24 protein-coding genes are annotated in these 25,920 nt (G+C 55.1%); 10 read left to right on the top strand and 14 right to left on the bottom strand.

Features of this window, described 5'->3' with window-relative positions; translation table 11 throughout:
• Positions 1–23: 23 nt before the first annotated feature.
• Positions 24–386 (bottom strand): hypothetical protein, encoded by a 363-nt coding sequence (locus RCI_RS11705; RefSeq protein WP_148266611.1) that lies wholly within the window; start codon positions 384–386, stop codon positions 24–26.
• A gap of 362 nt (positions 387–748) precedes the next feature.
• Here RCI_RS11705 and RCI_RS11700 point away from each other — a divergent pair, with 362 nt between their 5' ends.
• Together RCI_RS11700 and RCI_RS11695 are read left to right on the top strand one after the other, a co-directional pair.
• Positions 749–1,672: a replication protein A gene (locus RCI_RS11700; protein WP_012036656.1), complete on the top strand. Its 924-nt coding sequence runs from the start codon at positions 749–751 to the stop codon at positions 1,670–1,672.
• Positions 1,673–2,254, top strand: coding sequence for an RPA family protein (locus RCI_RS11695; protein WP_012036655.1), 582 nt, complete (start codon positions 1,673–1,675; stop codon positions 2,252–2,254).
• 1,036 nt (positions 2,255–3,290) lie between these two features.
• Here RCI_RS11695 and RCI_RS11690 read toward each other — a convergent pair.
• Positions 3,291–5,546, bottom strand: a complete 2,256-nt coding sequence (locus tag RCI_RS11690; RefSeq protein ID WP_048198528.1) for a winged helix-turn-helix transcriptional regulator — start codon at positions 5,544–5,546, stop codon at positions 3,291–3,293.
• Between the two features lie 131 nt (positions 5,547–5,677).
• Entirely contained in the window at positions 5,678–6,775 is a 1,098-nt protein-coding gene (locus tag RCI_RS11685) for an NHL repeat-containing protein (protein WP_012036652.1), read from the bottom strand.
• A 449-nt stretch (positions 6,776–7,224) separates the two neighbouring features.
• Here RCI_RS11685 and RCI_RS11680 point away from each other — a divergent pair, with 449 nt between their 5' ends.
• Complete coding sequence (locus RCI_RS11680) at positions 7,225–7,866, top strand: RNB domain-containing ribonuclease (RefSeq protein ID WP_012036650.1); 642 nt, start codon at positions 7,225–7,227, stop codon at positions 7,864–7,866.
• 62 nt (positions 7,867–7,928) lie between these two features.
• On the opposite strand, the gene RCI_RS11675 is transcribed toward RCI_RS11680, so the two are convergent.
• The 6 genes from RCI_RS11675 to RCI_RS11650 form a co-directional block, all read right to left on the bottom strand.
• Entirely contained in the window at positions 7,929–10,343 is a 2,415-nt protein-coding gene (locus tag RCI_RS11675; protein ID WP_048198527.1) for a winged helix-turn-helix transcriptional regulator, read from the bottom strand.
• Positions 10,344–10,440: 97 nt separating this feature from the next.
• Positions 10,441–10,725: a winged helix-turn-helix domain-containing protein gene (locus tag RCI_RS11670; protein ID WP_012036648.1), complete on the bottom strand. Its 285-nt coding sequence runs from the start codon at positions 10,723–10,725 to the stop codon at positions 10,441–10,443.
• Positions 10,726–10,739: 14 nt separating this feature from the next.
• Entirely contained in the window at positions 10,740–12,980 is a 2,241-nt protein-coding gene (locus RCI_RS11665) for a winged helix-turn-helix transcriptional regulator (RefSeq protein ID WP_012036647.1), read from the bottom strand.
• Between the two features lie 72 nt (positions 12,981–13,052).
• Positions 13,053–13,532, bottom strand: a complete 480-nt coding sequence (locus RCI_RS11660) for a PUA domain-containing protein (protein ID WP_012036646.1) — start codon at positions 13,530–13,532, stop codon at positions 13,053–13,055.
• Positions 13,533–13,662: 130 nt separating this feature from the next.
• Positions 13,663–13,893, bottom strand: a complete 231-nt coding sequence (locus RCI_RS11655; protein WP_012036645.1) for a hypothetical protein — start codon at positions 13,891–13,893, stop codon at positions 13,663–13,665.
• 41 nt (positions 13,894–13,934) lie between these two features.
• Positions 13,935–14,969 carry a hypothetical protein gene (locus RCI_RS11650; RefSeq protein WP_012036644.1) on the bottom strand — a complete coding sequence of 345 codons (1,035 nt, stop codon included), beginning with the start codon at positions 14,967–14,969 and terminating at the stop codon, positions 13,935–13,937.
• 198 nt (positions 14,970–15,167) lie between these two features.
• Between RCI_RS11650 and RCI_RS11645 the strand changes: the two genes are divergently transcribed.
• The 5 genes from RCI_RS11645 (at position 15,168) to RCI_RS11625 (ending at position 19,405) form a co-directional block, all read left to right on the top strand.
• On the top strand, positions 15,168–15,521 hold the full coding sequence (locus tag RCI_RS11645; RefSeq protein WP_012036643.1) for a hypothetical protein: 354 nt from the start codon (positions 15,168–15,170) through the stop codon (positions 15,519–15,521).
• A 55-nt stretch (positions 15,522–15,576) separates the two neighbouring features.
• Positions 15,577–16,629, top strand: coding sequence for a sensor histidine kinase (locus RCI_RS11640; protein ID WP_012036642.1), 1,053 nt, complete (start codon positions 15,577–15,579; stop codon positions 16,627–16,629).
• A 95-nt stretch (positions 16,630–16,724) separates the two neighbouring features.
• On the top strand, positions 16,725–17,741 hold the full coding sequence (locus RCI_RS11635) for a methyltransferase domain-containing protein (RefSeq protein ID WP_012036641.1): 1,017 nt from the start codon (positions 16,725–16,727) through the stop codon (positions 17,739–17,741).
• Between the two features lie 11 nt (positions 17,742–17,752).
• The gene (locus RCI_RS11630) at positions 17,753–18,034 is read left to right on the top strand and encodes an ACT domain-containing protein (protein WP_012036640.1); all 282 of its coding nucleotides are present in this window, start codon (positions 17,753–17,755) and stop codon (positions 18,032–18,034) included.
• A 3-nt stretch (positions 18,035–18,037) separates the two neighbouring features.
• The gene (locus tag RCI_RS11625) at positions 18,038–19,405 is read left to right on the top strand and encodes a PFL family protein (RefSeq protein ID WP_012036639.1); all 1,368 of its coding nucleotides are present in this window, start codon (positions 18,038–18,040) and stop codon (positions 19,403–19,405) included.
• A gap of 40 nt (positions 19,406–19,445) precedes the next feature.
• Here the strand turns inward: RCI_RS11625 and RCI_RS11620 are convergent, their stop codons facing one another.
• From RCI_RS11620 to RCI_RS11610, 3 genes are all read right to left on the bottom strand, one after another.
• Positions 19,446–19,979, bottom strand: a complete 534-nt coding sequence (locus RCI_RS11620) for a hypothetical protein (RefSeq protein WP_148266610.1) — start codon at positions 19,977–19,979, stop codon at positions 19,446–19,448.
• 191 nt (positions 19,980–20,170) lie between these two features.
• On the bottom strand, positions 20,171–20,653 hold the full coding sequence (locus RCI_RS11615; protein ID WP_012036637.1) for a pyridoxamine 5'-phosphate oxidase family protein: 483 nt from the start codon (positions 20,651–20,653) through the stop codon (positions 20,171–20,173).
• A gap of 49 nt (positions 20,654–20,702) precedes the next feature.
• Positions 20,703–20,924 carry a hypothetical protein gene (locus RCI_RS11610; RefSeq protein ID WP_012036636.1) on the bottom strand — a complete coding sequence of 74 codons (222 nt, stop codon included), beginning with the start codon at positions 20,922–20,924 and terminating at the stop codon, positions 20,703–20,705.
• Positions 20,925–21,382: 458 nt separating this feature from the next.
• On the opposite strand from RCI_RS11610, the gene RCI_RS11605 reads away from it, so the two are divergent.
• A complete protein-coding gene (locus tag RCI_RS11605; RefSeq protein ID WP_048198522.1) occupies positions 21,383–22,417 on the top strand; it encodes a hypothetical protein in 1,035 nt (344 codons plus the stop codon).
• Positions 22,418–22,482: 65 nt separating this feature from the next.
• Positions 22,483–23,043, top strand: a complete 561-nt coding sequence (locus tag RCI_RS11600) for a hypothetical protein (protein ID WP_148266609.1) — start codon at positions 22,483–22,485, stop codon at positions 23,041–23,043.
• Between the two features lie 157 nt (positions 23,044–23,200).
• On the opposite strand, the gene RCI_RS11595 is transcribed toward RCI_RS11600, so the two are convergent.
• Both RCI_RS11595 and RCI_RS11590 read right to left on the bottom strand, forming a co-directional pair.
• Positions 23,201–24,520 carry a TldD/PmbA family protein gene (locus RCI_RS11595; protein ID WP_012036633.1) on the bottom strand — a complete coding sequence of 440 codons (1,320 nt, stop codon included), beginning with the start codon at positions 24,518–24,520 and terminating at the stop codon, positions 23,201–23,203.
• On the bottom strand, positions 24,520–25,854 hold the full coding sequence (locus RCI_RS11590; RefSeq protein WP_012036632.1) for a TldD/PmbA family protein: 1,335 nt from the start codon (positions 25,852–25,854) through the stop codon (positions 24,520–24,522). Before RCI_RS11590 ends, RCI_RS11595 begins: the two co-directional genes overlap by 1 nt.
• Positions 25,855–25,920: the final 66 nt, after the last annotated feature.

Here is a 25,920-nt window from a genome sequence, read left to right as displayed (position 1 = left end):
ATCCACAGTACACGCCTGCCAGACTACAATAAAGCCCACCTGAACGGAGATTCTGTCCCCCAGGCCGGGAATTTCAGGCTGCTCAGTCCCTCTCCATATCCGGCAGGTCCGATCGATGGCCGGCCCACGGTCGCTAAGCCCGACAGGGAGCCCATATCCATAGTCTGCGTGGGCACTTTCGGCAGATCCATAGCCCTTACATCAAGGTATGGAAACCTGGCGTGGAACAGCACCACCGCATCGCCCTGGCTAAGCTCTTCCGGAATCGCCGTAGCCGGCCCGTTACTCTCCGCGGGACCACTGCTGGCCGCCAGAATATGCGGAGACGTGTCGTCCGGCGGCGCCTGTCCCTCAAGGTAGATGGCGCCGGCTTGCGCTGCGATCATAGGCAGTACCAGAAGCACTATGCACAGTATTTTAAGAATATTTAACCTCACCTCAAACCCTCCTGATTGAATACTTATGGCTCAAATATAATTATATGATTATTATAAAATAAGCTTTATTATAGATACGAATGGGATTGAAGTTATGGCATTGAACCGGGCCATTAATAGAGTGTCGATAACTTAGGCGGTTGTCATTCTTGTCACTTATTTATGGTAGCCGTAAAATAGCACTAGCCAGAGCCGAAGGCTCATTCAATACAATCCAGAATACTTTCACCGCGCTTCGAACTGGCTTATATACTATCCTGCTCTACTCACTATTGTCTCCCGACTACCAAAATGGAGACTTGAGGAAAATTATGGTAAAGGACATCGCAAAGGAACTGAGAGAGAAGTTCTCTCAGATGGGCGCGGAAGTGCCCCTGAAGGAGATCGAGCAGAAGCTGGACTTACTGATCAACCAGTACAAAGTGCCCGAGGACGAGGCTAAGCGGACGGTCATGAACCAGTACGTCCGGGACCTGAAGCTGCAGCGCCCTCAGACAGGAGGCGGCGGAGAAGCCCAGCTAGTGAAGATCAAGGACATCATCAAGGACGGCATGTGGGTATCGCTTAAGGCGAAAGTCCTGCAGGTCTGGGAGAACGACAAGCCGAGCATTTCTCAGATCGGAGTCCTGGGCGATGAGACAGGTACCATCAAGTTCGTCGCTTTTGCCAAGTCAGACCTCCCCAAGCTGGAGGAAGGCAAGAGCTATTATCTGACCAACATGGTCACCGACTCGTGGCAGAGCCGCTTCTCGGTGAAGCTCAACAAGACCACCACCATCGTGCCCACGGAAGACGTGGAAGTGGCCGACCGGGACACCGTCATGACCGGGGCCATTGTAGACGTGCAGCAGGGCAGCGGCCTGATCAAGCGGTGCCCCGAGTGCAACCGACCCCTGACCAAGGGAGCCTGCGCCGACCACGGTAAGCAGGAAGGCGAGTACGATCTCAGGGTCAAGGCAGTGCTGGACGACGGTAAAGTGGCGCAGGACATCATCCTGAACCAGGAGATGACCTACAGAGTCACCGGCATCAACGTCGACATGGCCAAGAAGATGGCGATGGACGCAGTCGACCCGGGCGTCGTGCTCGACGAGATCAAGAGGATCATGCTGGGCAAGTACTTCACCGTGAAAGGCCCGATCATGAGTGGCCGGTACCTGCTGGCCAAAGAGATGGAGCGGACGGTAAAGGACATCACGCTGGACGAAGTGCTCAAGAAAGTGGGGGCTGTCTAAATGCCCAGAGAAGTAGCAAAGCGGCTTTTCGCAAAAGAGTTTCAGGCAGCTAACCTGACGTACAAGGACGGGGAGGACCAGTTCGCCCCGACGTACCTGCTGACGCCGACCGGCGCCAAGTGCAACAGAGTCTTCATCGTGGGCACTCTGACAGAGAAGACCAACATCGGCTCCGACTCGGAGTTCTGGAAGGGCCGGGTCAGCGACCCGACAGGGGCGTTTGTGATCTACGCCAGCCAGTACCAGCCCGAGGCCGCGCAAGCGTTAGCCGACATCGAAGTCCCCTCGTTCGTGGCCGTCATCGGCAAGCCGAACAGCTTCAAAGGCCAGGACGGCACCCTGATCTTCAGCGTCAGGCCGGAGATCATCGTACCCGTGGACGGCGACACCCGGGATATGTGGGTCAAAGATACGATCTACAACACCGCCGACCGCCTGGTGGCAATGAAGGCCGGCACCGATCCGGATGCGGTCAAGGCCAAAGAGCACTACCAGACCGACGTCGAGGAGTACAAGACCATGCTCCTCAACGCTGCGAGGTCTCTGAAGCAGATGGAAGTCGTTGTTACAGACGCAAAGTAACTGACTTCCATACTTTTCTTTTTTAGAGTAGCACTACAGACCTCCAGGACCTCTGGTCCCTCACTGTCCTCCTCTCTGACCTCCAGACCTCTCTGACCTCTCCCTGAGATCGTTCTCTCTAATCTCCAGTGCCTCCTAAACCTCCCTTTTGTCCTGCTTGCGCATACGTACCCGGCAAAATGTGAGGAGGGGGAGTGCCGGGAGGTCTGGGAGACTTTTTTCAAACTGGGAGGTCAGGGAGGTCAGGAGGTCTGAGAGGAGGAAAGTGAGTGCCCGGAGGATTGGAGAGGATAAACCGGCTGTCGGGAATCGCCTGTTGAACGCCTGCCATGGCAGGCGTTCTTAAGGCGAATATCCTGGCAAAGGAACTGTCCAAAATGTTTTGGGAAAGAGTATACTTCGTCAACCTTGTGTATTGTCATTCTTGGAACTTTTAGGACAGTCAGGTATCGTTTACGCGAAGTACGCAAGGTACGCGAAGTTTTACTGTAAGATCATTTTCCAGCATGCCGTTTTTACCGTACTTTGAGTACTTCGTGTACTTCGGGTACTTCGTGTAAATGGTACGGGCACTCGTACAAAACGTTTCAGTAATGACTCGTGGATGAAAAGGATATTTTCAAGTAGGGGTATGAAAAATTGAAAGTTGGCCCTATGTGCGTCGAAAATACCGCCAAGCTCGCCAAAGGGCCAAGCACGCCAAGATTTTAGCGATATCTCTGATCCTGATCACAAAGTCCTTGGCGGGCCTGACCCCTTGGCGTTCCATGAAAAATTGGCTCTTGGCGAGCTTGGCCCCTTGGCGATCTTGGCGGTATTTTCGACCTATACAGGGCCAACTACTGATTTTTCATAGCCTCTACCTGAATATCCCATTTTTCATAAGGCGAGTGCTTGGCGGCCCTGTAACCATAGCCGATATAACATATTGTTCACAGGCGTCCGATCGATGAGTGACAGTACGCTCAAGTTTGAACAATGAAAAGTTTTTCATGCGACTATAAAAGCGACGTTTTGAGGAGGTACTGATCTGTCGTTACTGCCCCCGGATCATCCTCTCGACATACGGCAGGTACTCTTCCCTGACCCGGTAGCCAGGCCCGCTTTCTCTCTCAAGCTCCCGGCCCACGATCTGCCTTTCTGACAGCAGGTTCAGGTGCCGATAAACAGCCGTGGTCGACACGCCCAGCGCTTTTGACAGCTCGGTTCCGGTCATCCCCGGGTTTTTCGAGAGAGTTTCAAGGATCTTTCTGACAGGCTCCCTGCGCGCCAGCGATAGTAGCATAAGCTCTTCTCGTGTGTAGGTCCCGGCATTCTTAAAGTACCGCACGTACTTGTCACCATCCTGATGGGAGGTGATCTTGTGGTTCATCGAGAGGATGAGAAGGTGGTACCGGAGCGTGCCCATGTTCATAGGAAGGCCTTTGGTTATCTCCCTCGCGGTAGAACCCGGGTTAGCTTCGATGTACTCCATGAGAGCATTCCGGTTCTCGTTGACGTGCAGCACGGCCCTCGCCCGGGAGACGGCCCCTACGGCGACAAAACGCAGGACCAGGTACAGTGAGGCAATAATGGCGATGCCGCCGGCGATGCTCGCTCCTCCGCCCATCTGGCCGTCCCAGGTGCTATAGTATAGAGTATCGTTGCTCACGACGGCCTGCTTGATGGAACCTATGGGCTCTTTCCATAGCAGCCGGCCACTATTATCAAGGGCGTATAGCGCCCGGACGTACATGCCCCTGGACTGGTTGAGAACTATAGGGTCTTCATGGATGGTATATTCGTAGGTGACGTAGGTGACGTTCTGGCCGGGGTAGACGTAGATGACCCTGTTCTGCGTGATACTGGTGTATGCACCGGCATTATCCGGCCTTATATCCAGCCCTAAGCCTTGAATGTGTATTAACTCATAGTTGTCCGGCGTGAGGAGTAGAGCATGCGTGTCCTCCGCAGGGATGGTAAACGTCCAGAGGGTACGGTTCTTCGCCAGATCGTATGCAGTGACGTGGCCAGGGTCGAAATAGCCCGCTCGGTAGGTCTCGTTGAACTGATCGGGGCTCATGTACGTCGTGCTACCAGTACCGTAAACGATCCCGTCATGTCCTTCGAGGAAGACCGGTGTCTGCGAGCCTGGCTCGGCTTCTCCGCTCCAGAAGTTGAATACCCAGGGGCTTACCTGCGCCTGGCCGTTGGGTCTGATGACACAAATTTGCGCTATGGAGCGATCCTGCCGGAAGTAAACGTTGCCCTCTGGATCAACAGGCATCGGCTCAAACAGTGTATACGAGCCATCGTTTAAGTGGCGCACCCAGAGCACTCTGCCATCGGTGCTTACTGCCACAATGCCGTTCTGCACTGGCACATATAGCGTCTGGTTCGCGAAAAGCAGCCGGCTCAGGCCATCTGTATAACCACCGGTACCGACGGAGATCGGAGCAGCGCTTTCGCCGAGGTCCAGGCTCCATGCCTGCGTACCGTCCGGCCTGAAAGCGGCGATTATGCTTGAAGGGGTCACGTTCACGTAATACGCCCCTGCATCGATCGATGAAGTGGCAGACTGCTTCGAAATCGGCGTAGCGAGCACTGCGTAAACATAGCCGCGTTCATCGACTACCGGCTCGCTGGAGAGACCGTACAATTTGTATGCCAGAGTCCCGTTTGCATCATAAACGTCTTCCTGACCATCGTGAAAGATGTATAGTCTATCGCCGGACACTATGGGGCCTGAGATAATTGGATACCAGAAATAGGCGGGCCCGTCGGGGTAAAATGGTCCCTCGACAACCTGGAGGTAGCCTGATACCGGAAAAGTTTCATTAATGGCTCGTTTCCATTCGATCTCGCCCTGGGGAGACAGGGCTATCAGATCCATGGGGAAGTCCATAATGGTTATATTGTTTATAACGACTTTTTTAGCCTCTTCGACGCAGGGTTTCTCCGCAAGCAGGTAGAGGTGGCCAGCGTATTCTGCGGCCAGCGGGACAGACTGGTAGTATCGGACCAGCGATCCGCCAGCGCCGACTCCGTAGCCTCTTCCCCCTTTCCAGATGTCCTGCTCTGCGTCGAACTTCCATGCCACCTGGCCATTGCTGTCGATTGCCGTCACGTTGTTCCCGGCGAAAGCGTATAGCCTGCCATCGCTCCCGGGGAGGATGTAGTCGGGCGTGCTGTTGATCGATGCTTCCCAGCCACTATTTAAAGACGGCCTGGATGTCAGAATTAGGTATAGCAGACATGCCATAATTACGATGAGCAGTACGATCGTCAGCTCGAACGTGTGCGCCTTCTTCATGCTTACTACCTGATCATTAGTAAGGCGTGGCTTAAATAAGGGTTCTGTCAACAAACGTTGAAAGAATAATGACTTGTTCTCCAGAAGCCTCCGGATTCTGAATCTCTAAGCCCGTTCCATCTCTTAAGTATTCACCTACGCATAGGTCTGGCTATCAGGAAAAGCACAATAAAGCTCGTAGCCAGTATTACTACGGTGAAGCCCGGCGTCTCTGCCGCTGCATTCTCCGTTTCGATCTTCTGCGTCATGACAGTATAGTTGTCCCCTGCGACAACATTATCCCAGAGAACTCCCTTGCCGGCTACGTTAGCAGTCCTGTTCTCCCCGAACGTGTAGTTGTTACCGTCGAGCCACACGATGCGCTGGTCACGGAAGTCAGCCACATACACCCGGCCGTTCTTATCAGCGGCCACACCGGAGGGGTAGATGAAGGCATCCGGGCCGCATCCGGCCCACTTTGCGACGAAAGTGCCGTTGGGGTACAGCTTCTGGACCCGGTGGTTGCCATACTCCGTCACGTACAGGTAGCCATCCTCGCCGAACGTCACGCTGGTGATCATGTTAAAGGTGCCGTTCTCCAATCCAGGCTTGCCCATGGTACTCATGTTGCCGTCGGGAGTGAGCAGGTAAATACGGTTGTCCAGATCGGTACCATAGACAGTCCCGTAAAAACCTATGGTCAGCATCAGCGGGTTGTTCATCGGGAACGGAGGCGATCCCCCGTAGATTTTGACAACGTCGCCGCTGGAATTCAGCTTTAGAATCCGGCTATCGGTGAGGTTGGCCATTTGGTTATGCCCGGTGGAATTATTGAAGTCCGGCGCGTACTCGGTCACGTAGATATTTCCCGCGTCATCCGCAGCGATACTGCCACAGTAGTAAGCGCTGGATCGGTTACTCTCCCAGAAGAGGCTTCTCTGGCCATCCTTGCTCACCTTAGTGATCGTTTTGTTGGCGGAATCGAGCAAGTACACGCTATCCTGACGATCGACTGCGAAGTCGCCGCCGGTACCTTTCTCGATCAGGCGAATTTCCCTGCCTTCGGGAGTGTATACGTGGATGTAGCTCTGCATGCTGAGGTTGCCCCCGAAGCTGGCGTAGACGTTGCCGTAGCCGCCCAGTGCGATTTTATCGGGGCTGAACGGCTCGTACGCGTTTGCGGCAGGAACAGTCAGCAGGAGAATAGAGAGTAACGCTATCAGAAGTGAAATTCGGGAAGTAAGCCTCATGGTACCAGTGGTTCAGGTAATATGCAGTCGGGCAGATATTTAATATTTGGGTTCTTCTGCCTATATAGGATTATGATTCCGGGTATAAGTTGCCATTGTTAAATGGTAGTCAGACCAATAATTCAATCCTAATCCGCCTCACGTTCAGCCTCTACCGGCATTATACAGTCCTCCCCATCCTCCGTACCTCCCCGACCTCCCTTCTTTTAAGTCCCTCCTTTAACCTCGGCGACCTCCCCGACCGCCTCCTTTCCTCGAATACCTCCATTTACTCGGGAATTGCCATGGATCGCATGAACCGGCAAAGTGTTGAGGAAACGGAGGTACCGGAGGTCTGGAGGCAGGTCAAGGAGGTACATGGAGGTCGGGGAGGACTTTAAAATGGGAGGTCAGGGAGGTACAGAGGTCAGGGAGCGATTGACTAAGCCGGCCTCACGCTGCCCGAGCGGATGGTCCGCAAGCCCAAGCGCTGGGACCGGATCACCGAGCTCGCCGCCGAGCAGAACTTCCTGTTGCCGGAGAAGCCTGACGCACAGGCTCTGACGCAATTCCTGTCCGCCGCCAGGATTGCCGATCCCGTGAGGTTTCCTGATCTGTCGCTCAGCATCATCAAGCTGCTGGGCTCCGGGGAATACGTCCTCCAGCTTCCGGGAGAGGACACCGCCGGCCACTTCGGACTCGCCGTCAAGGAATACGCCCACTCCACCGCCCCGAACCGCCGGTACCCGGACCTGATCACCCAGCGGCTGCTCAAAGCTGCCTTTGCAGGGAAACCTTCGCCCTATGAGAAGGATGAGCTGGAAGCGCTCGCGAACCACTGTACTGAGGCGGAGGACGCCGCGAAGAAAGTCGAGCGCCAGGTGAAAAAATCTGCGGCCGCCATGCTTCTCGAGCCTATGATAGGAGAGCGCTTCGACGCCCTCGTCACCGGCGTCACCGAGCATGGGACCTGGGTCCGCATCCTGAGCCCGCCCGTAGAGGGCAAGCTGGAGCGGGGCTACGAAGGCGTGGACGTGGGCCAGATGCTCCGGGTGCAGCTGATTGGCACAGACGTGGAGCGAGGGTTTATAGACTTTAAGAGGGTGGGGTAGGGGTGACGGCTTAAGCGCTGAGTCTCTCACCAAGTATTGATCGGAGTATTCGATAATGAGAATTACTTCTCCGATGTGCGGGTAACGAATGGCACGTACTCGGCCTTGATGGTGTATCCTACACCCCGTTCTACGCCAGCTCCCTTGATGACGATGCCTTTTTCAACCAGGAGGTTCACGTGCCTGTATGCCGCTGTATCAGATACCCCCAGCTCCCGGGATAGCTCGCTGCCGGAGATGCCGGGCTTTTCCGCGAGTATTTGCAGCGTCCTTCTCACGGGCTCCCTGCGCATCAGCGAGTGCAGGGACTGCTCTTCTGCCGTAAAAGTGCCTGAGTTCTTGAAGTAGCGTACGTACTTATCTCCGTCCGGGTGCGATACTATACGGTGGTTCAGCGAGAGGATGAGCAGGTGATACCTGATCGTGCCGAGGTTCATGCCCAGCCCCCGGCAGATCTCATTAGCGGTGCTGCCAGGGCGAGCGGTGACATAGTTCAGGACCTGATTCCTGTTCTCGTTACGGTCGAGCTGGCTCTTCGCCCGGGATACCGCGCCTATCATGAAGAAGCGTAAAATAAGATAGGCTATAGCAGCAAGTGCCATCCCGGCAGCTATGTTCACAGTCCCTTTACCGACAGTGCCGTCGCTGGTCCGGTAGTAGATAGTGCTGTTGTTTACGGCCGTACCGGTCACGAAGCCGTCGATCGGCTGCTTCCAGAGCAGCTTGCCGTGGTCATCGAGCGCGTACAGGCCTTTGGCGTAGACGCACCGAGACACGTTGAGGATGTAGGGTGCTTCAGACACCGAAAAGTAGTAATTTACGTAAATGGTGTCGGTACCGCGCAGTATCGCTATGTTATTCAAGTAAAAACACTTTAAAGTATACCGCTCGGTCACGCGATCACCGAAAACATAGCTGCTCCCGTTGAGCTCCCCTATAGCCCAGGAATTTTGCTCGATAATAGTGGGGATGTTTTCCCGGTTCAGCGTCAGGGCATGGACATCGGCCAGGGGTACGGTGAAATGCCAGAGTGCCGTGCCATTCTTTACGTCATAAGCCGTTATCGTATCAGCCGGATAACTTTTCGTCGCATATATTTCGTTGAAAACTCCACTTTCAATCAGGTTCAGGCCGAAGCTCTTGCTCGCGCCGGTCGCATATACTATCCCATCGTATCCGCTGATCACCAGAGGCGCCTCTATCAAGTCATCGACAGGGTCGCTCTGGTAAAAGGGCCAGCGATCTGCACTGGCTTTCCCGTCAGGTCCGACGATGGTCAGGCAGGAGAGTTTTAAGAAGGCGGCATTGGTTTTGGCGGGATAGGCCTTTCTCAGGTAAATGTTGCCTTTGCTATCAAGCGGCATGACCTCGTACAGGAGGTATTCGCCAGCTGGCTCTGTATAGCTCCACAGGACCTTACCCTCCGGGCTCACTGCGGTGACACCGTTGTCGATCGGTACGTAAATAGTGCCATTAGTGTATAGCGGCAAGGAATAGTACTTCTCCCAGACATCGTACCTGAACACCGGACAGATGGCGGGTTCGCCGATGTCTGTGCTCCAGAGGAACTTTCCTTCTGCGTCCCAGGCTTGCAGCGTACCTGTGGGGAGGAGCGAAGCAGGATCGGAAGCAAACTTCCAGGCGTACCAGTCTTCGTTTTCTGCCTCCAGCGGCTGGCCGTTAGCTGCCACAACGGCGTTATCCACGACCTCCAGCCGGGTACCTTGAACAGCGTAGATGCGTCCTGTATTGTCGATGACTCCGGGGCTTGAGAGGTTCCTGATGCTGAATAGCAGCCGGCCGTCCGGGTCCAGCACATCTTCGGTGTTATCGTGGAAGAAGTAGATTTTGCCCGCTCGCTCGGTGATCTTTACAGGATGTTCGAAGTAATAGTAGCGGGGGTCGCTCAGGCCACAGATACGATTTTTTGACAGAGTCATGTTAAACTGATACTCCCACTCGACGCGGCCTTCGCTCGAGATCTTGAGGACCTTGCCAGGCTGGCTCAGGTAATGGTCGGCCGGCACGGAAAAGATGTTTGTTGTGTTATCGTAGACGATCGTGAGCGTTGTTGTGTTTCCGTATTCCGAGTTGATCTCCTGCCAGGTGAGCCGTTTGAAGGCAAACAGGTAAAGCGAACCGTCGCTTTCGGCCATGACAGGGTAGCTGTTCAGGAAGTAACCATAGCCTTCAGGGGTATTTCCGGGCAAATTGTAGTTGTTTAGCACACTCCACTCAGAGGGAACATCCAGGGACCATAAAAAGTTACCATCGCTGCTGATCGCCCTGATCTCGTTACCCTTGAACTCGTAGAGGGTATCGTTGCTGCCGACTGTCATGTAGTCAGGGCTCCAGCCAGTGTTGTTGCTCCAGCCGATGACGACTGGTTCCGGCGGGACCGTAAGCACGTACAGCAGGCAGGCGAGCACAAAAATTGCCAGCACCAGGGATAGCTCGAAGATATGCCCTCTTTTCATACCTTTCACAGAAGAGTAGTAGGGGATAGCTTAAATAAGGGTTCTGTCACAAAAGGTTGGGACTCCGGAAGGAGGCAGGACCTGACTGCCGGGAGAGTCAGAGCAATTCTGCTACCCTGCTGATAGTGGTCTGGCACATATCGGTAAGCTGGTAAGCACTACCGCTCCCCGGCTTCTCCACGATACCCTTCTCCAGCAACTCTTTCAGGTACCGGCTGATCAGGCTGTCGGGCAGGTCCAGTTCCCGGGCGATCTCAGCGTTGGTGATGCCGGGTACATCCGCGGAATCGATCGTTATCTCTGCTATCGGTCTTAATCTGCAGAATCTGTGAGGATTGGCATGGCACAGTGCAGCGATCGTGTTGCTGTCACACGTTAGCAAAAAAGTAAAAAGGGTTATAGCCTTTCGATCATCCGGAGCACATACTCTTTGTACTCATCCTTGATAGCGTAGGCGAACCCGCGGTCGTCCATCGGAGTCTTAGTAACGATCCCCTTCTGGAACAGCTCGGTCATGTGCCTGCTGGCGGCGCCGGTGGAGATGTTCATCTCCCTCGAAATTTCTACGTTGGACATTCCCGGCTTCTCGGCCAGCGCTGACAGCACCCGCCACATGGGCTCTCTCTTCATGAGGGAGATGATGGTGCGCTCTGCCATGCTGTAGCTGTTGGAGTTGGTGAAGTACCGGAGGTACTTGTCATCCTTATGCTCCACGATCTTGTGGTTGATCGTCAGAATCAATAAATGGTAGCGTATCGTGCCCACGTTGAGGCCCATGTCTTTGCCGATGTCTACTGCGGTGCAGCCGGGGTTGCGGACGATGTACTGCAGGACAGCATTCCGGTTGTCGTTCTTGTCCAGCCGGTTTCTGGCCCGGGCGACGGTGCCGAAGCCGAGGAACTTGAAGAGGACCGCTCCGATGGCGAGCAGGGCTATGCCGCCTACTACGGTGTTGACGGTGGTGCCGAAGATCCTGCCGTCTCCGGTGGCATAGTAGATTGTGCTGTTGTTGGCGGTTGCTGAGGTCACCGGTGCGCTCAGCGCCTTATCCCAGACCAGTTTGCCATCATTATCTAAAGCGTAGATGCCGCTGGAGAAGACTGCCCGGGACTTGTTGAGCACGATCGGCCCTTCATAGTTGGTGCTGCGGAAGTTGATGTAGACCACGTCGTTGCCCGGGTAGATGCTGATCTCGGGCCAGCCGGCGGGCTTGAGAGCCTTACCAGTGGTGCCTGCTGCTGCCGGGTTCGAATACGCGGCGGGATAGCTGGCGTACATGCCCTTCATGATGTCGTTGACGTTGCTGCTGTTGAGCAGCACTTCCGTCCTGTACTGCAGGGGCAGCACATAGTGCCAGAGGGAGGTGCTGTTTTTCACATCGTAGGCGGTGACCATCAGGGTCTGCAGGTCATGCAGGCTCCTGACCTGGTTGAACGAGGTCCGGTCGATGTTGTAGACGATGCCGTTCTTTGCTGCGGTGTGTCTGAGGCTGTCGTACTGGTCGACGTACAGCGAGGGCGCGTAGTGCGACCATCCGTCCGGCCCGATGACGAACAGGTAGGAACTCGACGAGGTCGCGGGGTTGACGCTCCTCATGTACACGTTCCCTTCGTCGTCCACGGGCATCAGCTCGAACATCACGTACGGGCCGCCGGGGAGGTATTTCCACCACAGGGTCCGGCCCATGCTGTCGAGGGCTACGATGCCGTTGTCGAGCGGTACGTAGAGAGTGTGATTCTTGTAGAGCGGCAGAGAGTTGAATTCCTGCCAGATGTCCTCTGCCAGGTACTGCGGGATCACGTTTTCGTGTACGTCCCGGGTCCATATGTGCTGGCCGCTCTGATCGTACCCCTCGACGATGCCCGAGGGTATCATGTAGCCGGGGTCATTAGCCCGGGGAGTCGAAGGCTCCTGGGCACGGACGATGAAGATGTGGCCCTCTTCATCCACTGAGGCCGGGGCGGCCACGCCGGTCAGCTCGAAGAGCACCTGGCCGGCTGTGTCGACTACCGTTTCCGTGTAGTCGTGGAACACGTACACCCGGTCTCCCGAGGCCTGAATGGCCACGGGCCGGGTCAGGACTAACTGGTTGAGGTCAGCGATGCTCAGCACGTCGGCCGAGGGCACCATGAGAGTGATCGGCAGCTCCCACTGGAGCGTGCCTTTTTCGGAGATCGAGAGTACCGCGGAGTCGAGCGCTATGTAGGGGGACCTGTTCTGGTAGTACTGGAGCTTGAGGCTCTCTGCAGTTACGTTAGGGAGGGCGAGCACATAGAGGTTGCCTGCTTCCGTGTCGGACACCGGGTAGGACTCGATGGTCGAGCCAGACCTCGGAGTGCCGGCCGTGCCGGCAGCAGACCGGTCCCATGTGTTCAAGATTTTCCACTGTGGAGGAACGTGGTAGTCCCAGACGAGGTCGCCGTCGCGATCTATGGCGTAGATGCCGTCGCTCCTGAAGGCATAGAGCGTATCGTTCTCCCCGACGGTCATGTACTGTACCCGGTCCGTGCCCTGGAATGACCATCCGGTCACGTTCTCGGGAGTAGTCGCGATCAACAGGTACATGGCCCCGAGCAGAACGACGAGGAGCACTAACAATAGCGCCTCAAATAGATAGGGTTTCCTCATCGATCTCATCTATGACAATAGTGACTTGGTGTTTAAATATAGTTTCTCTAACGAAAGGTCAACAGTCACTTATAAAAGCAATTATTCGGCAGGCTCGGCGCCCATGTCCTTGCCTTTTACCGCGTACCGGACGTGGACTGCGGTGCCTCTCTTAAAGGCCTTGATCTCCGCCGCAGAGAGCAGCGCCTGGCCGGTGGCGAGGAAGTTGTCGTCCTTGTCCACGAGCAGTATCTCTTCCATCGCCCTTATCTCGGGGTCGCAGTCGAGGACGAATTTGCAGAAGGCAGTCTTGCCTTTCGCCACGAAGGGCGCGGCATCGTCGTTCATGATGACCCGCTTCTGCGGGAACGGGAGCACTGGCTTGAGCCTCTCCCCGCCGTAGGCGCTCAGGATCAGGAACCCGTCGTTAGCCCGGACTGTGGCGATGCGCCGGTTACCCAGAACAATCTGGCGCACCCTGCCCGTCCGGGACAAGATAAATTTCACCCCTTCGGGGAAAAGAGCTTCACCTGCCCCTTTACCAAACTGATAATCCGCGATGGTCCTGAGTCTCTCGAGCATGGTTCCTCAATATAAGCTCTGGGTTAATATTTCTTTGCTTTGCACGTCATGCTTTCTTCTCCTGCGACGCAAAAGCCCGAGCCGAAGGCTCGAAAACGACACACCTGCACTCTCTGGCCGCCGAAGGCGGTCAGCGCCGCCATGGGTCTTCTTTCCCTTCCTCATATATCTCGAACGCTTTCTGGAGGCCCCGGAGGACTTCGGCGCTGGTTTCGTACATAGCCCTGGCCCTGGGGTCGTCCACGATTTTGACGTCCTTGCGGAGATGGTCGATCATGTCCCCGAACATGTTCCTGATCCGGGCCGTGTGGTACCTCGGGTCTTTTTCGTCGTACTTCGGCAGTCTGGGCGGCTCCATCATGGTGAAACACCAGTTTCCGGTCTTCCGGGGGCGTGATATAGCTAATGACCGGAAGTTTCAGGGCGCTGGAGCAGGTCGATGGCGGAGAGCGCCAGGAGGATTAGGCCGAGGGCGATTCCGGCGTACCAGAAGGCCGTGTGTGCGGTCTCCCGGAATGCGGCGAGGCTCATGATCGCCGAGGCCAGGCCTGTGGCGATGAAGAAAGCCGCGTATTTCAGCCACGAGAACCTGACGGGGAAGTTCAGCGAGGGAAGCCGGACCCTGCGGGAGCGTTTCAGGCTCAGGTAGAGCAGCCCGAACAGCAGGAAGTAAGTGCCGAGGATGATCAGCTGCGGGACAGTGCCGGGCAGGGCTTCCCGTCTTACCGCTATCCCGTAGATCGCGTACATAGAGAGCAGCAGCACAATCAGTATGATGAACTCTTTCGGCGTGGGGAGCAGCTTCCGGATGTCGTACATGTGGAGACCCATGCGGCGGTAGACGAAAATGAGGATGCCGAGCACGGTGCCTGCGGCGACTGTCGAGGCGATCGAATAGAGAGGTGACGGTACGAGAGTACCCTGGTATAGCCCGCATAGCAGCGCTGCCCCGAAGATGACCAGATAGGTTCTGGACGGTGTCGCAAAGAGGCCCCAGAACATCTGGGGCAGGCCGGACAGGATTTCCCGGGACCGGGACAGGAGGCTCTCTGAGGTGAACAGCGCCAGTATGAAAGACAGGAGCGGATGCCAGAACAGCACCAGTACCATCGCTTCCACCACCGCGACCCCCTGGAAGAGCCAGATCGCCTCGCCCCAGGGCGGGTTCCATATGATCTTGGTAATGTAGGCCTCATATAGCCCGAAGATGGCCCCGGCGAGAAAGAGGGTGTAGAGCCTCGGCTTTCCGAACCGGTATACCACATAAGCCAGCACTAAGGTATGCGATGCATAGACGGGCAGGACGATAAAGAGGCCTCTGAACGTAAAGTAAGGGAACAGGTAGGACCCGGATACGATCTCTGCGAAGAAAACCGACAGGCAGCCCGATATCAGCCAGAAGAGGTAGCGGGCCCAGTCGGGCGGGGATTCGTCCATGATCTCATATTTTACAGGTATTGTCTTATGGTTTTTCGAAAGATACGCTTGAAAAAGTTAATGCACAGAGGGTTCAGGACGCCGCACCTGCGCCTGTATCGGACCTGCAATCAGCCTTAATTGTAGCAGTCTGAAGTGATTCCGCCAGCGGGGACACAGTAAAAGATATAATCATTGTATGGGTAACATAACAGTTACATGGGGCTGGACGCGTTTTTTACCAGAGGCGGGGGCAAAGATGATCGCGACAGAGACCAGCTACTTGCAGAGATCGAGGAGCTAAAAAAACAGATCAAAAGCTTGAAGGATGCTGAGGAGAGCAGGAAAAAAGCCGATGCAGAAATATTCAACCTGGCATCATTTCCTGAACAATACCCCAACCCCATTATAGAGATATCTTTGTCGGGGGAGCTCAGGTACCTTAACCCTGCGGCGAAAAAGGTGTTCCCGGACCTGACGAAGAAGGGTATAAAGCACCATGCCCTGCGAGACCTCGACAATGTGATCGCCGATTTAGAAAAGAGCGGCGAGCGGTCATATATAAGAGAGTGAGATCGGCGGTCTCATCTACAAGGAAACAATCTACTATCTGCCCGAAAACCGGGCGATGCGCATTTTCATCAAGGACATCACCGAGCAGAGAAAGCTGGAGGCCGCCTTTAAAGAGAGCGAAAAGCGGCTCCGCATGATCACCGACAGCATGATGGACGTGGTCAGCGTCACGGACATCGCCGCCAGGTACCAGTACATCAGCCCCTCTGCGGAAAGGGTCCTGGGGTACAAGCCTGAGGAGATGATCGGAAAGCCAGCGCTGTTCTACATGCACCCCCTGGATGCCCCTAGAGTGGCGGCGGTGATTCAGGAACACCTGTCCAAAGGGCTGCCCGGCAGGATCGTGCTCCGGTTCAGGCACGCTGACGGCCATTACGTCTGGCTGGAAGCGGCAGGGGATCTGCTGTACGACGACGAAGGCAGACTGACGGGGGCTATACTGTCCAGCCGTGACATATCGGACCGGAAAGCTGCCGAGGAACAGCTTAACAATTCGCTGAAAGAGAAGGAAGTCCTCCTCAAAGAGATCCACCACAGGGTAAAAAACAACCTGCAGATCATCTCCAGCCTCCTCAACCTCCAGTCCGCATACATTAAGGATGACCGGGACCTGCACATTTTTAAGGACTGCCAGAACCGGGTCCGGTCGATGGCGCTGGTGCACGAAAAGCTCTACAGGTCCGAGTCCCTGTCCAAGATCGACTTCGGCGAATACGTCCGCAGCCTCGCAGGCACGCTGTACAACTCGTACGGGGCCACCCAGGAACAGATCCGCTTCGACCTCGACATCAAAGACATCTTCCTCGACGTCGACGCTGCCATCCACTGCGGGCTGCTGGTCAACGAGATCATCTCCAACTCGTTCAAGCACGCCTTTCCGGGGGGCAGAAAAGGCAGAGTGTGGGTGAATATGAAAGAGGATGCCAGAGGGATCGACATGGTCATCGGGGACGATGGAGTAGGCCTGCCTGAAGACATGGACATCTATAACACGGGCACACTGGGCATCCAGCTGGTCACATCACTGGCAGCCCAGATAGGGGGAGACCTGACACTCGACCGGAGCAATGGAACAGTGTACCGGATCAGGTTCAACCCGCAAAAGTAAGCGACCCCTGTAAAACCAGGCAAGGGCTATTTTTCCTCGGGCTCAACCATTCCCGTACCCAAATATTATATCATACCAGCGCGTTTTGTGGTGCGATGAGCCAACTAGTTTTCGAGCTTTCGGGGGAGCACGACACGCTGCCGAAGAGCGAGGTCATCGCGTGCATTGAGGCACACGGCTGGCAGTACACAGTAAAGGGCAGCTATGACCAGGCGCTCATCCTGGAGACCGATGCTGACCCGGGCGTTCTCGCCCGCAGGCTGGCGCTCACCCACAGCATCCTCGAGCTGATCTTCGTAGCTCCGTCAGAGCCCGAAGAAATCCTGAAGATGGCAGAAACTGCCGATCTGAAGCTGAAATACGGGCAGAGCTTCGTCGTCAGGGTGAGCAGGGTGAAAAACTACGGCGGCATTTCTGCCACATTCGAAAGAAAGCTCGGCGCAGCTATCTGGCGCCGCGGCTACCCTGTCAGCCTCGAAAATCCCGACGTCATGTTCCGGGCGATCGTGACAGAAGGCGTGTGTATCTTCGGGCGACGGCTGGCAGAGACAGACCGGCGGGGGTTCGACGAAAGGGCGCCGCTGAAGAAGCCGTTTTTCCTTCCCGGCGTGCTGATGCCCCGCATCTCCCGGGCAGTCGTAAACCTCACCCGGATCAGCGAAGGCTGGATACTCGACCCGTTCTCCGGCACCGGGGGCACGCTGGTTGAGGCCGGCCTCATCAGCCCGGACATCCACGTGGTGGGCTGCGATATCCAGAAGAAGATGGTCTATGGCACCCGCAAGAACCTGCGCCACTATGGTACGAACTACGACGTGATCTGGGAGGATTCCCTACGAATGGGCATCAAAGACGACTCAGTCGACGCCATGGTCACCGATTTCCCCTATGGACAGTCCACCCCCATCGCCGCCGCTTCAATAGATGCATTCTACACCGGAGCGCTCAGAGAGATGTTCCGGGTGCTGAAACCCGGTTGCCGGGCGGTCGTCGTCTCGAAAGCGCCGATGGAAAAACTCTTAACCGATGCTGGCTTTACTGTCATTGAAACGCACAGGCAGCGCATTCACAAAAGCCTGACGAGAAATTTCGCAGTCATCACTAAATCCTGAGAGGTTCGCACATGCAAAAATCCACTAAAGAGAGAGCCGTTATCACCGTCACAGGTATCGACCACCCCGGCATCATCGCCGCGATCACCAGGGCGCTTGCAGATCTCAACATCAACATCGAAGACCTGAGCCAGACGATCGTACAGGGCCTGTTCACGATGATCCTCATTGCAGACATCACCGACCACGACCTGGGGAAGCTGCAGGAAACCATGCAGAAGCTGGGAAAAGAGCAGGGCGTCCAGATTACGGTGCAGCACGAAAACATCTTCAAGTTCATGCACAGGGTGTAACCCATGATATACTCCATTGAGGAGATCCTCGAGACCGTCGACATGATCCAGGCCCAGCACCTGGACATCCGCACGGTCACCATGGGGATCAATCTCCGGGGGTGCATATCCCCCGACATCGACACGATGCGGGATAACGTCTACGAGACTATTACGACGAGGGCGAAAAGCCTGGTCAGCGAAGCCAGAGCCGTAGAGGCTAAGTTCGGCATTCCCATCGTCAACAAGCGCATAGCAGTCACCCCGATTGCCAATATCTTAGATGCCGCAGTGGCCGGCCTGAGCGAGGACGAGGCGGTCGACGCCGCAGTCACCATCGCCAGAACTCTCGACAGGGCGGCCAAACAGCTCGAAATCGACTTCATCGGCGGGTACGGCGCCCTCGTCCACAAAGGCTTCACAGTAGGCGACTCGGCCCTCATCAACTCGATCCCGAAGGCACTTACTTCGACGGACAGAGTATGCAGCTCGATCAACGTTGCCACCACGAAGAGCGGCATCAACATGGACGCCATCCTGCTGATGGGCCACGTGATCAAGAAGACTGCAGCCATCGACCCGATAGGCTGTGCCAAGCTGGTCGTCTTCGCCAACGCCCCCACGGACAACCCGTTCATGGCCGGTGCCTTCCACGGGGACGGCGAGCCCGAGACCGTCATCAATGTCGGCATCTCGGGCCCCGGAGTGGTCAGGGCAGTGCTGGCGAAGATGCCGGACGCAGATCTGGGGCAGCTATCCGAAACCATCAAGCGGACATCCTTCAAGATCACCCGCATGGGCGAACTGGTCGGCAGGGAAATGGCCGAGCGGCTCAACGTGCCCTTCGGCATCGTAGACCTCTCCCTCGCCCCCACCCCGGCGGAGGGCGACTCGGTAGCGAACATCCTCGAAGTCATGGGCCTGGAGCGGTGCGGCACCCACGGCACCACCGCAGCTCTCGCGTTGCTGACCGACGCCGTCAAGAAAGGCGGCGCCATGGCTACCTCGTACACCGGCGGCCTCTCCGGCGCATTCATCCCGGTCAGCGAGGACGCGGGCATGGTGGAAGCCCTCAAGGCAGGCGCCATCGGCATCGACAAGCTCGAAGCCATGACCAGCGTCTGCTCCGTCGGCCTCGACATGATTGTAGTACCTGGAGATACCGAGCCGGAGACGCTTTCCGCCATTATAGCCGACGAGTGCGCGATAGGCATGGTCAACAACAAGACCACCGGCGTCCGCATCATACCGGCCGGCAAAGAAGGAGAGTACGTCGAGTTCGGCGGCCTGCTCGGCGGCAGCCCCGTCATGGCTCTGAACAGGCACTCCTCGGCGGGCTTCGTCCGCAGAGGGGGCAGAATACCTGCTCCGATCCAGAGCTTTAGAAACTAAGTTTAGAGAAGGTCTTACAATAAGACCCTCTCCCATTCTACTATTTTTCCCAGAACTGGTGGGTCACTAACGATATGGACCACGGTCCGGCCTGATCGTTGACGTACTCCGGATCGTTGCCCCAGCAGACGTTGGCGCTAAAGGTCATGGCACGGAGATACTCGTATCTGGGCAAGGAGACGAACACGTCGGTCTGGCCGCCCGCAGGGATGGCGCCTACGGACACCGAGCCCGATCTTAGTAATTCGTCTGCTACGGGGTCCTTCGCGATATAGTTGAAGCGGACACTAGTGAGATCGGTGCTTCCCGTGTTCGTGAGAGTCAGGACCAGGTTTTCCAGCTGTTGGCCGTCAGACGTCTGGTTAGAGGTGACATCTTTGAGAATCACGCCGACCTGAGAGTCAGGTATCTGTGGCCTGGGCGTGGCCGTATCGGAAACGGTGGGAAGCGCAGCCGTAGATGTGGGCGACGCAGGCATCGCCCCGAACTCGATGCAGCCGGAGACGGTGACGATTGCAGCCGCCAGTATAAAAATTACAAGCACCCGGTGAACACGCATGATAATACTACCCATAATCACACGCAACCAAAAGCATATATTTGTTGCTTTCTCCTGAGCTATGAGCGCCCGGGATACTTGCCGGAAGTCCGGCGAGTTCTGCTACCATAGAGCTGCAGCTGGCGCAAAGACGCAGTACTTTGATGTATAATGTCGACCCCGGCACTTTAAACACATCAATGAAAAATTTGCATAAATTTATTGCCTCAGGGCAGCCGGGCCTTGCCGCTGATCTCCTCGACCATGATCTCGACGACACAGGTCTCATCTATCGCCTCGTCCGACATTTCCCCGCGTTTCCGTCCCCAGGCATACTTGTCCATGAGGACCTGCAGGATATGCCTCTTCCGGGCGGGATCGTCGACTATTGCAGCCTGCCCGTTTGCGATGACGCTGCGGTAATACGTACCGCTCGCGCAGGGCTTCTCAGAGACGATTTGAACGTCAAGGACTTCGTCGGCCTCGAAGCATACGGCCGGATTCCTGCGCAGGTTGTCCAGCTTTTTACCCTCAAGAGCGCAGTGCACGTATATTCGATCGTCTTCGAAGGCGAAGTGGAGCGGAAGCACGTACGGTGTGCCGTCCGGGTTAATCGTCGCCATCCGCCCTACTGGTGCACTGTTCAAAAAATCGGTGATGGCGTCCAGGGACATGCCCCGGCGCTTGCGGTCGCTGGATACAAGTTTCATACTGGCCGGCCTGTTGGCCGGCAGAAAAGATAAAAATATCGATGCTCTGTCAGGGCAGGCCGACGAGCGTGAAGGGCTTCTTGTAAGTGCTGTTGAACTCGGCGTGCTCGCCCCAGTAGACTTTGATGTCAGCAGTCACGCTGTAGGCTTCCCGGTGCTCGGGGGTGGTGAACTGGTACGAGACCTGACTGTTGGGGGGAATGGTGCCTACGAGGTACACGTCGCTGAAAAATTCGATGCCGCTGCGCAGGTCTTTCTCTTGTATGTTCACCGCAAATTGTCAAAGATATAAAAACGCCTTAATTAAATGACTGATCTATGTACTGCAGCAGCCAATTCAAGGAAATAACCCACAATTAACTATTATGAGATACTTCGCAGCGGCAGTATTTTGATAGAACTATGGTATACATTTTAGATCAACCGATTGTGACAGAATCTTTAAATATATTATCATATAATAGGCAAATATACTTATATATCAATATCATAAGGCACAGCGCCCTGGAAAAGCACACCGTGCCTTATGGCCATTGAGGCATGAGGTAGTATTCATATAGGCTATATAAATATTCCTTTCATGCCTCAATCATCGAATTGAGGTGAGAAATGTGAAAAGCATACTTACGAAGTGTATAATATTTGTTCTAATGGGAACACTTTGTTTTGCATCGATCGCACAAGCACAAACCGATAATCCTGTTCAGAAAAAAAAATGAACAGGAACTGATGAACGAGCAAATTAAACTGAATGAGCAGCAAAAACTTCCTGTTTCAGATGACCAGTTGAAAATAAAAAATCAAACTGAACAAGATGCCATGGCAAAAGCCATCGAGGATTACGTTGCTGGAAGGGCTAAAACACTTCCTAATTATATCGAATATAAAGACTCTCCTTATTATAAGATAAATGACAAGGAGATCACGAAAATCGTCTACGAGGAGAAGCCACGGCCAACTACTACAACACCACCTAATCAACTAGCATCAACCAAGACACTGGGCATAGTTACCGATTCCCTCCCCGCTCGGAACCCCGTTTACGTACCGGATGATCATTGGTCCAATACGTACTTATCATATGGATATAAAGAATACTCGATATATTCTGCAACCATAAGCGGGACGATCCCAGGTTTGACACACTTGCAGGATAGCAGTACAGGACCCTTTGATGAACTGGTATTCCACCTCATGGGAGACAGAACGGATGGTAAAGGGGCGGAAAACTGCGTACAAATCATAAGGAGCGGTAACAATGCGATTTTTAATTTCTACGACGCTAACTATAATGATCCGTTAACGGGCCATGTAAGAGACCATGCGACCTTCCCGATCGGCGATACATTCTCCGTTTACGTAAAAGCCTGGACCTCTGGATCAAGGGACTACAATTACGTTGAGTACGGTGTAACCGATTTAAACACCGGAGTGAGCTTAGATAGGATCTATCAGTTACCGGTAACCCAGATTTGCGGTGATGCCGATATAGCACTTGAAAAGTACTATCAATCCGGCGAATCCCGCACTGCAACCGTGAACTGGAACACAGTGAACAATGTCCATGTTTCAGATGTTGCCGGGAATTATGAAAACATGGCTGACACATTCCACCTATTCGAATATGTCACGACCGGAGTGTCAAACGCGAACTACACTGACTACTCACTCTACGCTATTCCCCCGTACTTCAGCGTTACCAACGGTACTGCAAATGTATATCTAACCAGATATTCAGGAAGCACGTATCCATCACACCCTTGAAACACCCCCTTATGGGGTGTTTATTTTATTATATACTATAAAAAACCATAACAAATCGAACAAGGATGAAGATTATGAAACAGTGGCAAGTTTTCATGATACTACCCATAGTTATTATTATCTGCACAGGCTGCGTTAACAACGCCGCCGGAAATGACCTGTTGCCCACAGACAGATATGTGGCCATCCACGAAACCTGCTACAACAACGGCAATGTAATCGAAGGCAACTACACATTTCCACCGCTAGAATTAGCCCCGCTTAGATTCGATCCCAACAGCCCCTCAGAATATACCACTGTGAATGAAAGCCTTAAACTATTATACGGATACACATACAGGTATTCACGCCCATGGACCATCGACCAAAATACAACAGCAGTGGGGATCTACACATATAACTATAATTTACAGTCCGGCGCAATCGTAACCGGAGTTAGTAAAAACGGTACAATAAACCTGTTATTTGATAATCAGTCGATCGATTTAAAAACAGGAGAGCACTGGGACTCGCCAGTCGTTACGACCAGCACCGCAAACGAAAGCTACAGTAATGTTACCATACCTATAAAATCACAGATCAAATGGTCAATCCTCAATATGGGTATATATAACAAAACAAAATAAGGTCACTGGCTATGAGATAAAACTGAGTGATGATACTGTAAGATAAGTCATTGTGTTACGATTCATTATTGCAATGCGTTTTTAAAAAATACCGGAGACTCATAAGTAAAAAATGCCATGATATCTCCGACATGCTTCCGACCACCTATTTATTTCACTATGCGCCAGGTGTGACGCGCATCTCCTTGACCCTTACAGTCGGCGATATGATGGCGCCGGTCAGCCGGTCGTCTTTGCCCATGCCGTCGATCTTCTTCAACAGATCGAAGACGTTGCCGCTAAGCATGAGGGACTTGACGGGCTTTACCATGACCCCATTCTCCACTACGAAGGCGTTGCGGCATTCGACGGAGAAGTCGCCGGTGATGGGGTTGGCGGTGTGGGCGCCGATCACGGAGTTGACGTAGATACCTTTCTTAGTCTCCTTGATCACGTCGCTTCTCGGGAACTCGAACAGGACGTTGCGGGCGCCGATTTTAGGCGGGGTGCTGTACGATCCTCTGACGGCGTTGCCGGTCGACTCTCTGCCCTCCTTGCCTGCCGTATAAGAGTCGTACAGGAAGGATGTGAGCGTTCCGTCGGTCACGATTTCGGTGCGCTGCGACGGCACGCCTTCGTCGTCGGACTTCGACGTTCCCAGCCCCCCTGTCAGCAGGCCGTCGTCCACTATGGTCAGTTCCGGCACGGCGATCTTTTCCCCGACCCTGCCCGCGAGGCCGGAGCGCCCTTTCTGGACGTTCTCCGCGCTGACCGACGATAGCAGCGTGGACTCGAGCAGGTCGCCGAAGGCGAAGGGGCCGAGCAGTACGTCACTAGTCTGTTCGCTCACGTGTGACGAGCCCAGCGAGTCCCGGGCGAGCTTTGAGGCCCTGGTGCCGACCGAGCCGAGGTCGAGGCTCAGTGATCGTGCTACGTCGTACTCGAAGCCGGTGGAGACCTGGCCGTCTTCCTTGATGATGACGTCCACGTAGCCCATGACCACGGTTTCCCGGTCTTCGACTAAGACCCCGTTCGAGTTGGCGATGACTGTGTCGCTCACCACGCTGGAGAACTTGGCGGCAGTGACTGATGTGCCCTTATCCTCTTTTGCCGCCCTGATCATGCCGGCGGCGAGGTCTACGCACTGGTCGAGGCTGATGTCGGCCACCCTTTGATCGTAAATGCCAGATACGCCCGGATACGCCTGAGGCTTGAGAGGCAAACCTTTCAGCGCCGGGTCCTTCGGCCTTGCCTTTGCACAGACGATGGCAGCTTTGACTGCGTCCTCGAACCTGAACGGGTCGTTGGAGGAAGAATAGCCCTCCGCCCCGTCGACGATCACCCGGATACCCGCCCCTTCGGAAATGCTCTCTTCCGCGTGCCCTAATTCGCCGTGCTCAGTCTCTACAGTGATGATCTTTCCTGAGGCCGCGTAGACTTCGGCGTCGCTCGCTCCCAGCCTGATCGCCAGGTCGACTAACTTGTTGGCGTCTATCATTACGAAGACCCCCCTACGACGGCGTCCTTGATGAGAATATGCGGCGAGCCGTCCCCGACGGGCACGCCCTGGCCGGCTTTGCCGCACCGGCCCGAGTGGAAGTCTAGATCGTTGCCCACCCGGACGATGTTGTTCAGCGTCTTCAGCGTATTCCCAGACAGGGAGACGTCACGGATGCAGTCGCCGATCTTGCCGTCTTTCAGAAGATATCCCATGACCGCGTTGAACTGGAACACCCCTTCCCCGGTGTTCACCTGGCCGCCCCGGGAGCCTTTCAGGTAGATGCCGTTCACGCCCTCGAATACCTCGTCTTTACTGAGCTCGCCGTTGTCGATGAAAGTGTTGCTCATCCGCACCACCGGCCTCGCCAGCCCGCCGGCCCGGGCATTGCCGGGGGCGCCCCCGAGCTTCGCCGCGGTCTCCCGGGAGTTCAGGTAAGCCTTCATGACGCCGTTTTCGATGAGCGTCTTCGAGTGAGAGGGCACGCCCTCGCTGTCGTAAGGATAGTAGCCGTACTTAAGCAGCGTCGGATCGTCCTTCACCGTCACCAGTTCACTGCCGATCTGCTGCCCTATCCGGCCCTCGAGACAGGAGTCCCCGTCAAGAACCGTGTCCGCCTCCGACGCGTGGCCCACTGCCTCGTGGATGAACACCCCCGCCAGTTCTGGGTCACAGATGACGTCGAACTTCCCGGACGGAGCGGGCTTCGCGGACAGCAGAGCGTAAACCTCGTCGACCGCTTCCCGGGCCAGCTCGACAGGGTCGCACTGGTCGAATATCTCGAATCCCCCCACGTTGAAGTAGCTCCGCCGCCCGACCTGCAGAGCGCTGCCTTCCCCGGCTACCGCAGAACAGCTGAACCCTGTCCGGTACATGTCATACTCAATACGCTCGCCTGAGGAAGTGTAGTGGATGTTATGAGAGAAAGCCTCAGAATAGTTGAGGCGGGTGCTCTTGATCAGGCCGTTCTTGTCCCTCTCCCGCATGGCGTCTTCGATAGACTTGAGCAGGTCCTGCTTCTGAGACATAGAAACGTCGCCCGGGTTCTTCTTCACCCGGTAGACTTCCTTGCCACCTTTTGGAATAGGAGCCATCTCGATCTTCTTCCGGGGGTTGATCCGGTCCAGCCGCTTCGCGAGCTGAATGGCGGTCTCGATCGCCTCTTTCGCCTTCGAAGGGTCGTCAGCCGTAGTGAAGCCGTACGAGCCCCCTACGATAGCCCGGGCTGCCGCACCCGAAACGAAGTGAGTGGAGATCTCATCGATCTCCCCGTTGTCGTACACTATGGCAGTAGTGTAGCCGTACATCTCCCGGACGTCAAAAAAATCGGACATGTGATCACCGAAAATCAACTATAGCTATACGGTTTAAGGTTCTAGCTGGTGCATTTATATGCGTTT

Origin of the sequence: Methanocella arvoryzae MRE50 (assembly GCF_000063445.1) — an archaeon.
Lineage (GTDB): Archaea > Halobacteriota > Methanocellia > Methanocellales > Methanocellaceae > Methanocella_A > Methanocella_A arvoryzae.
The sequence above is the reverse complement of the archived record's forward strand: the minus strand, read 5'-3'. Positions and strand labels throughout refer to the sequence as shown.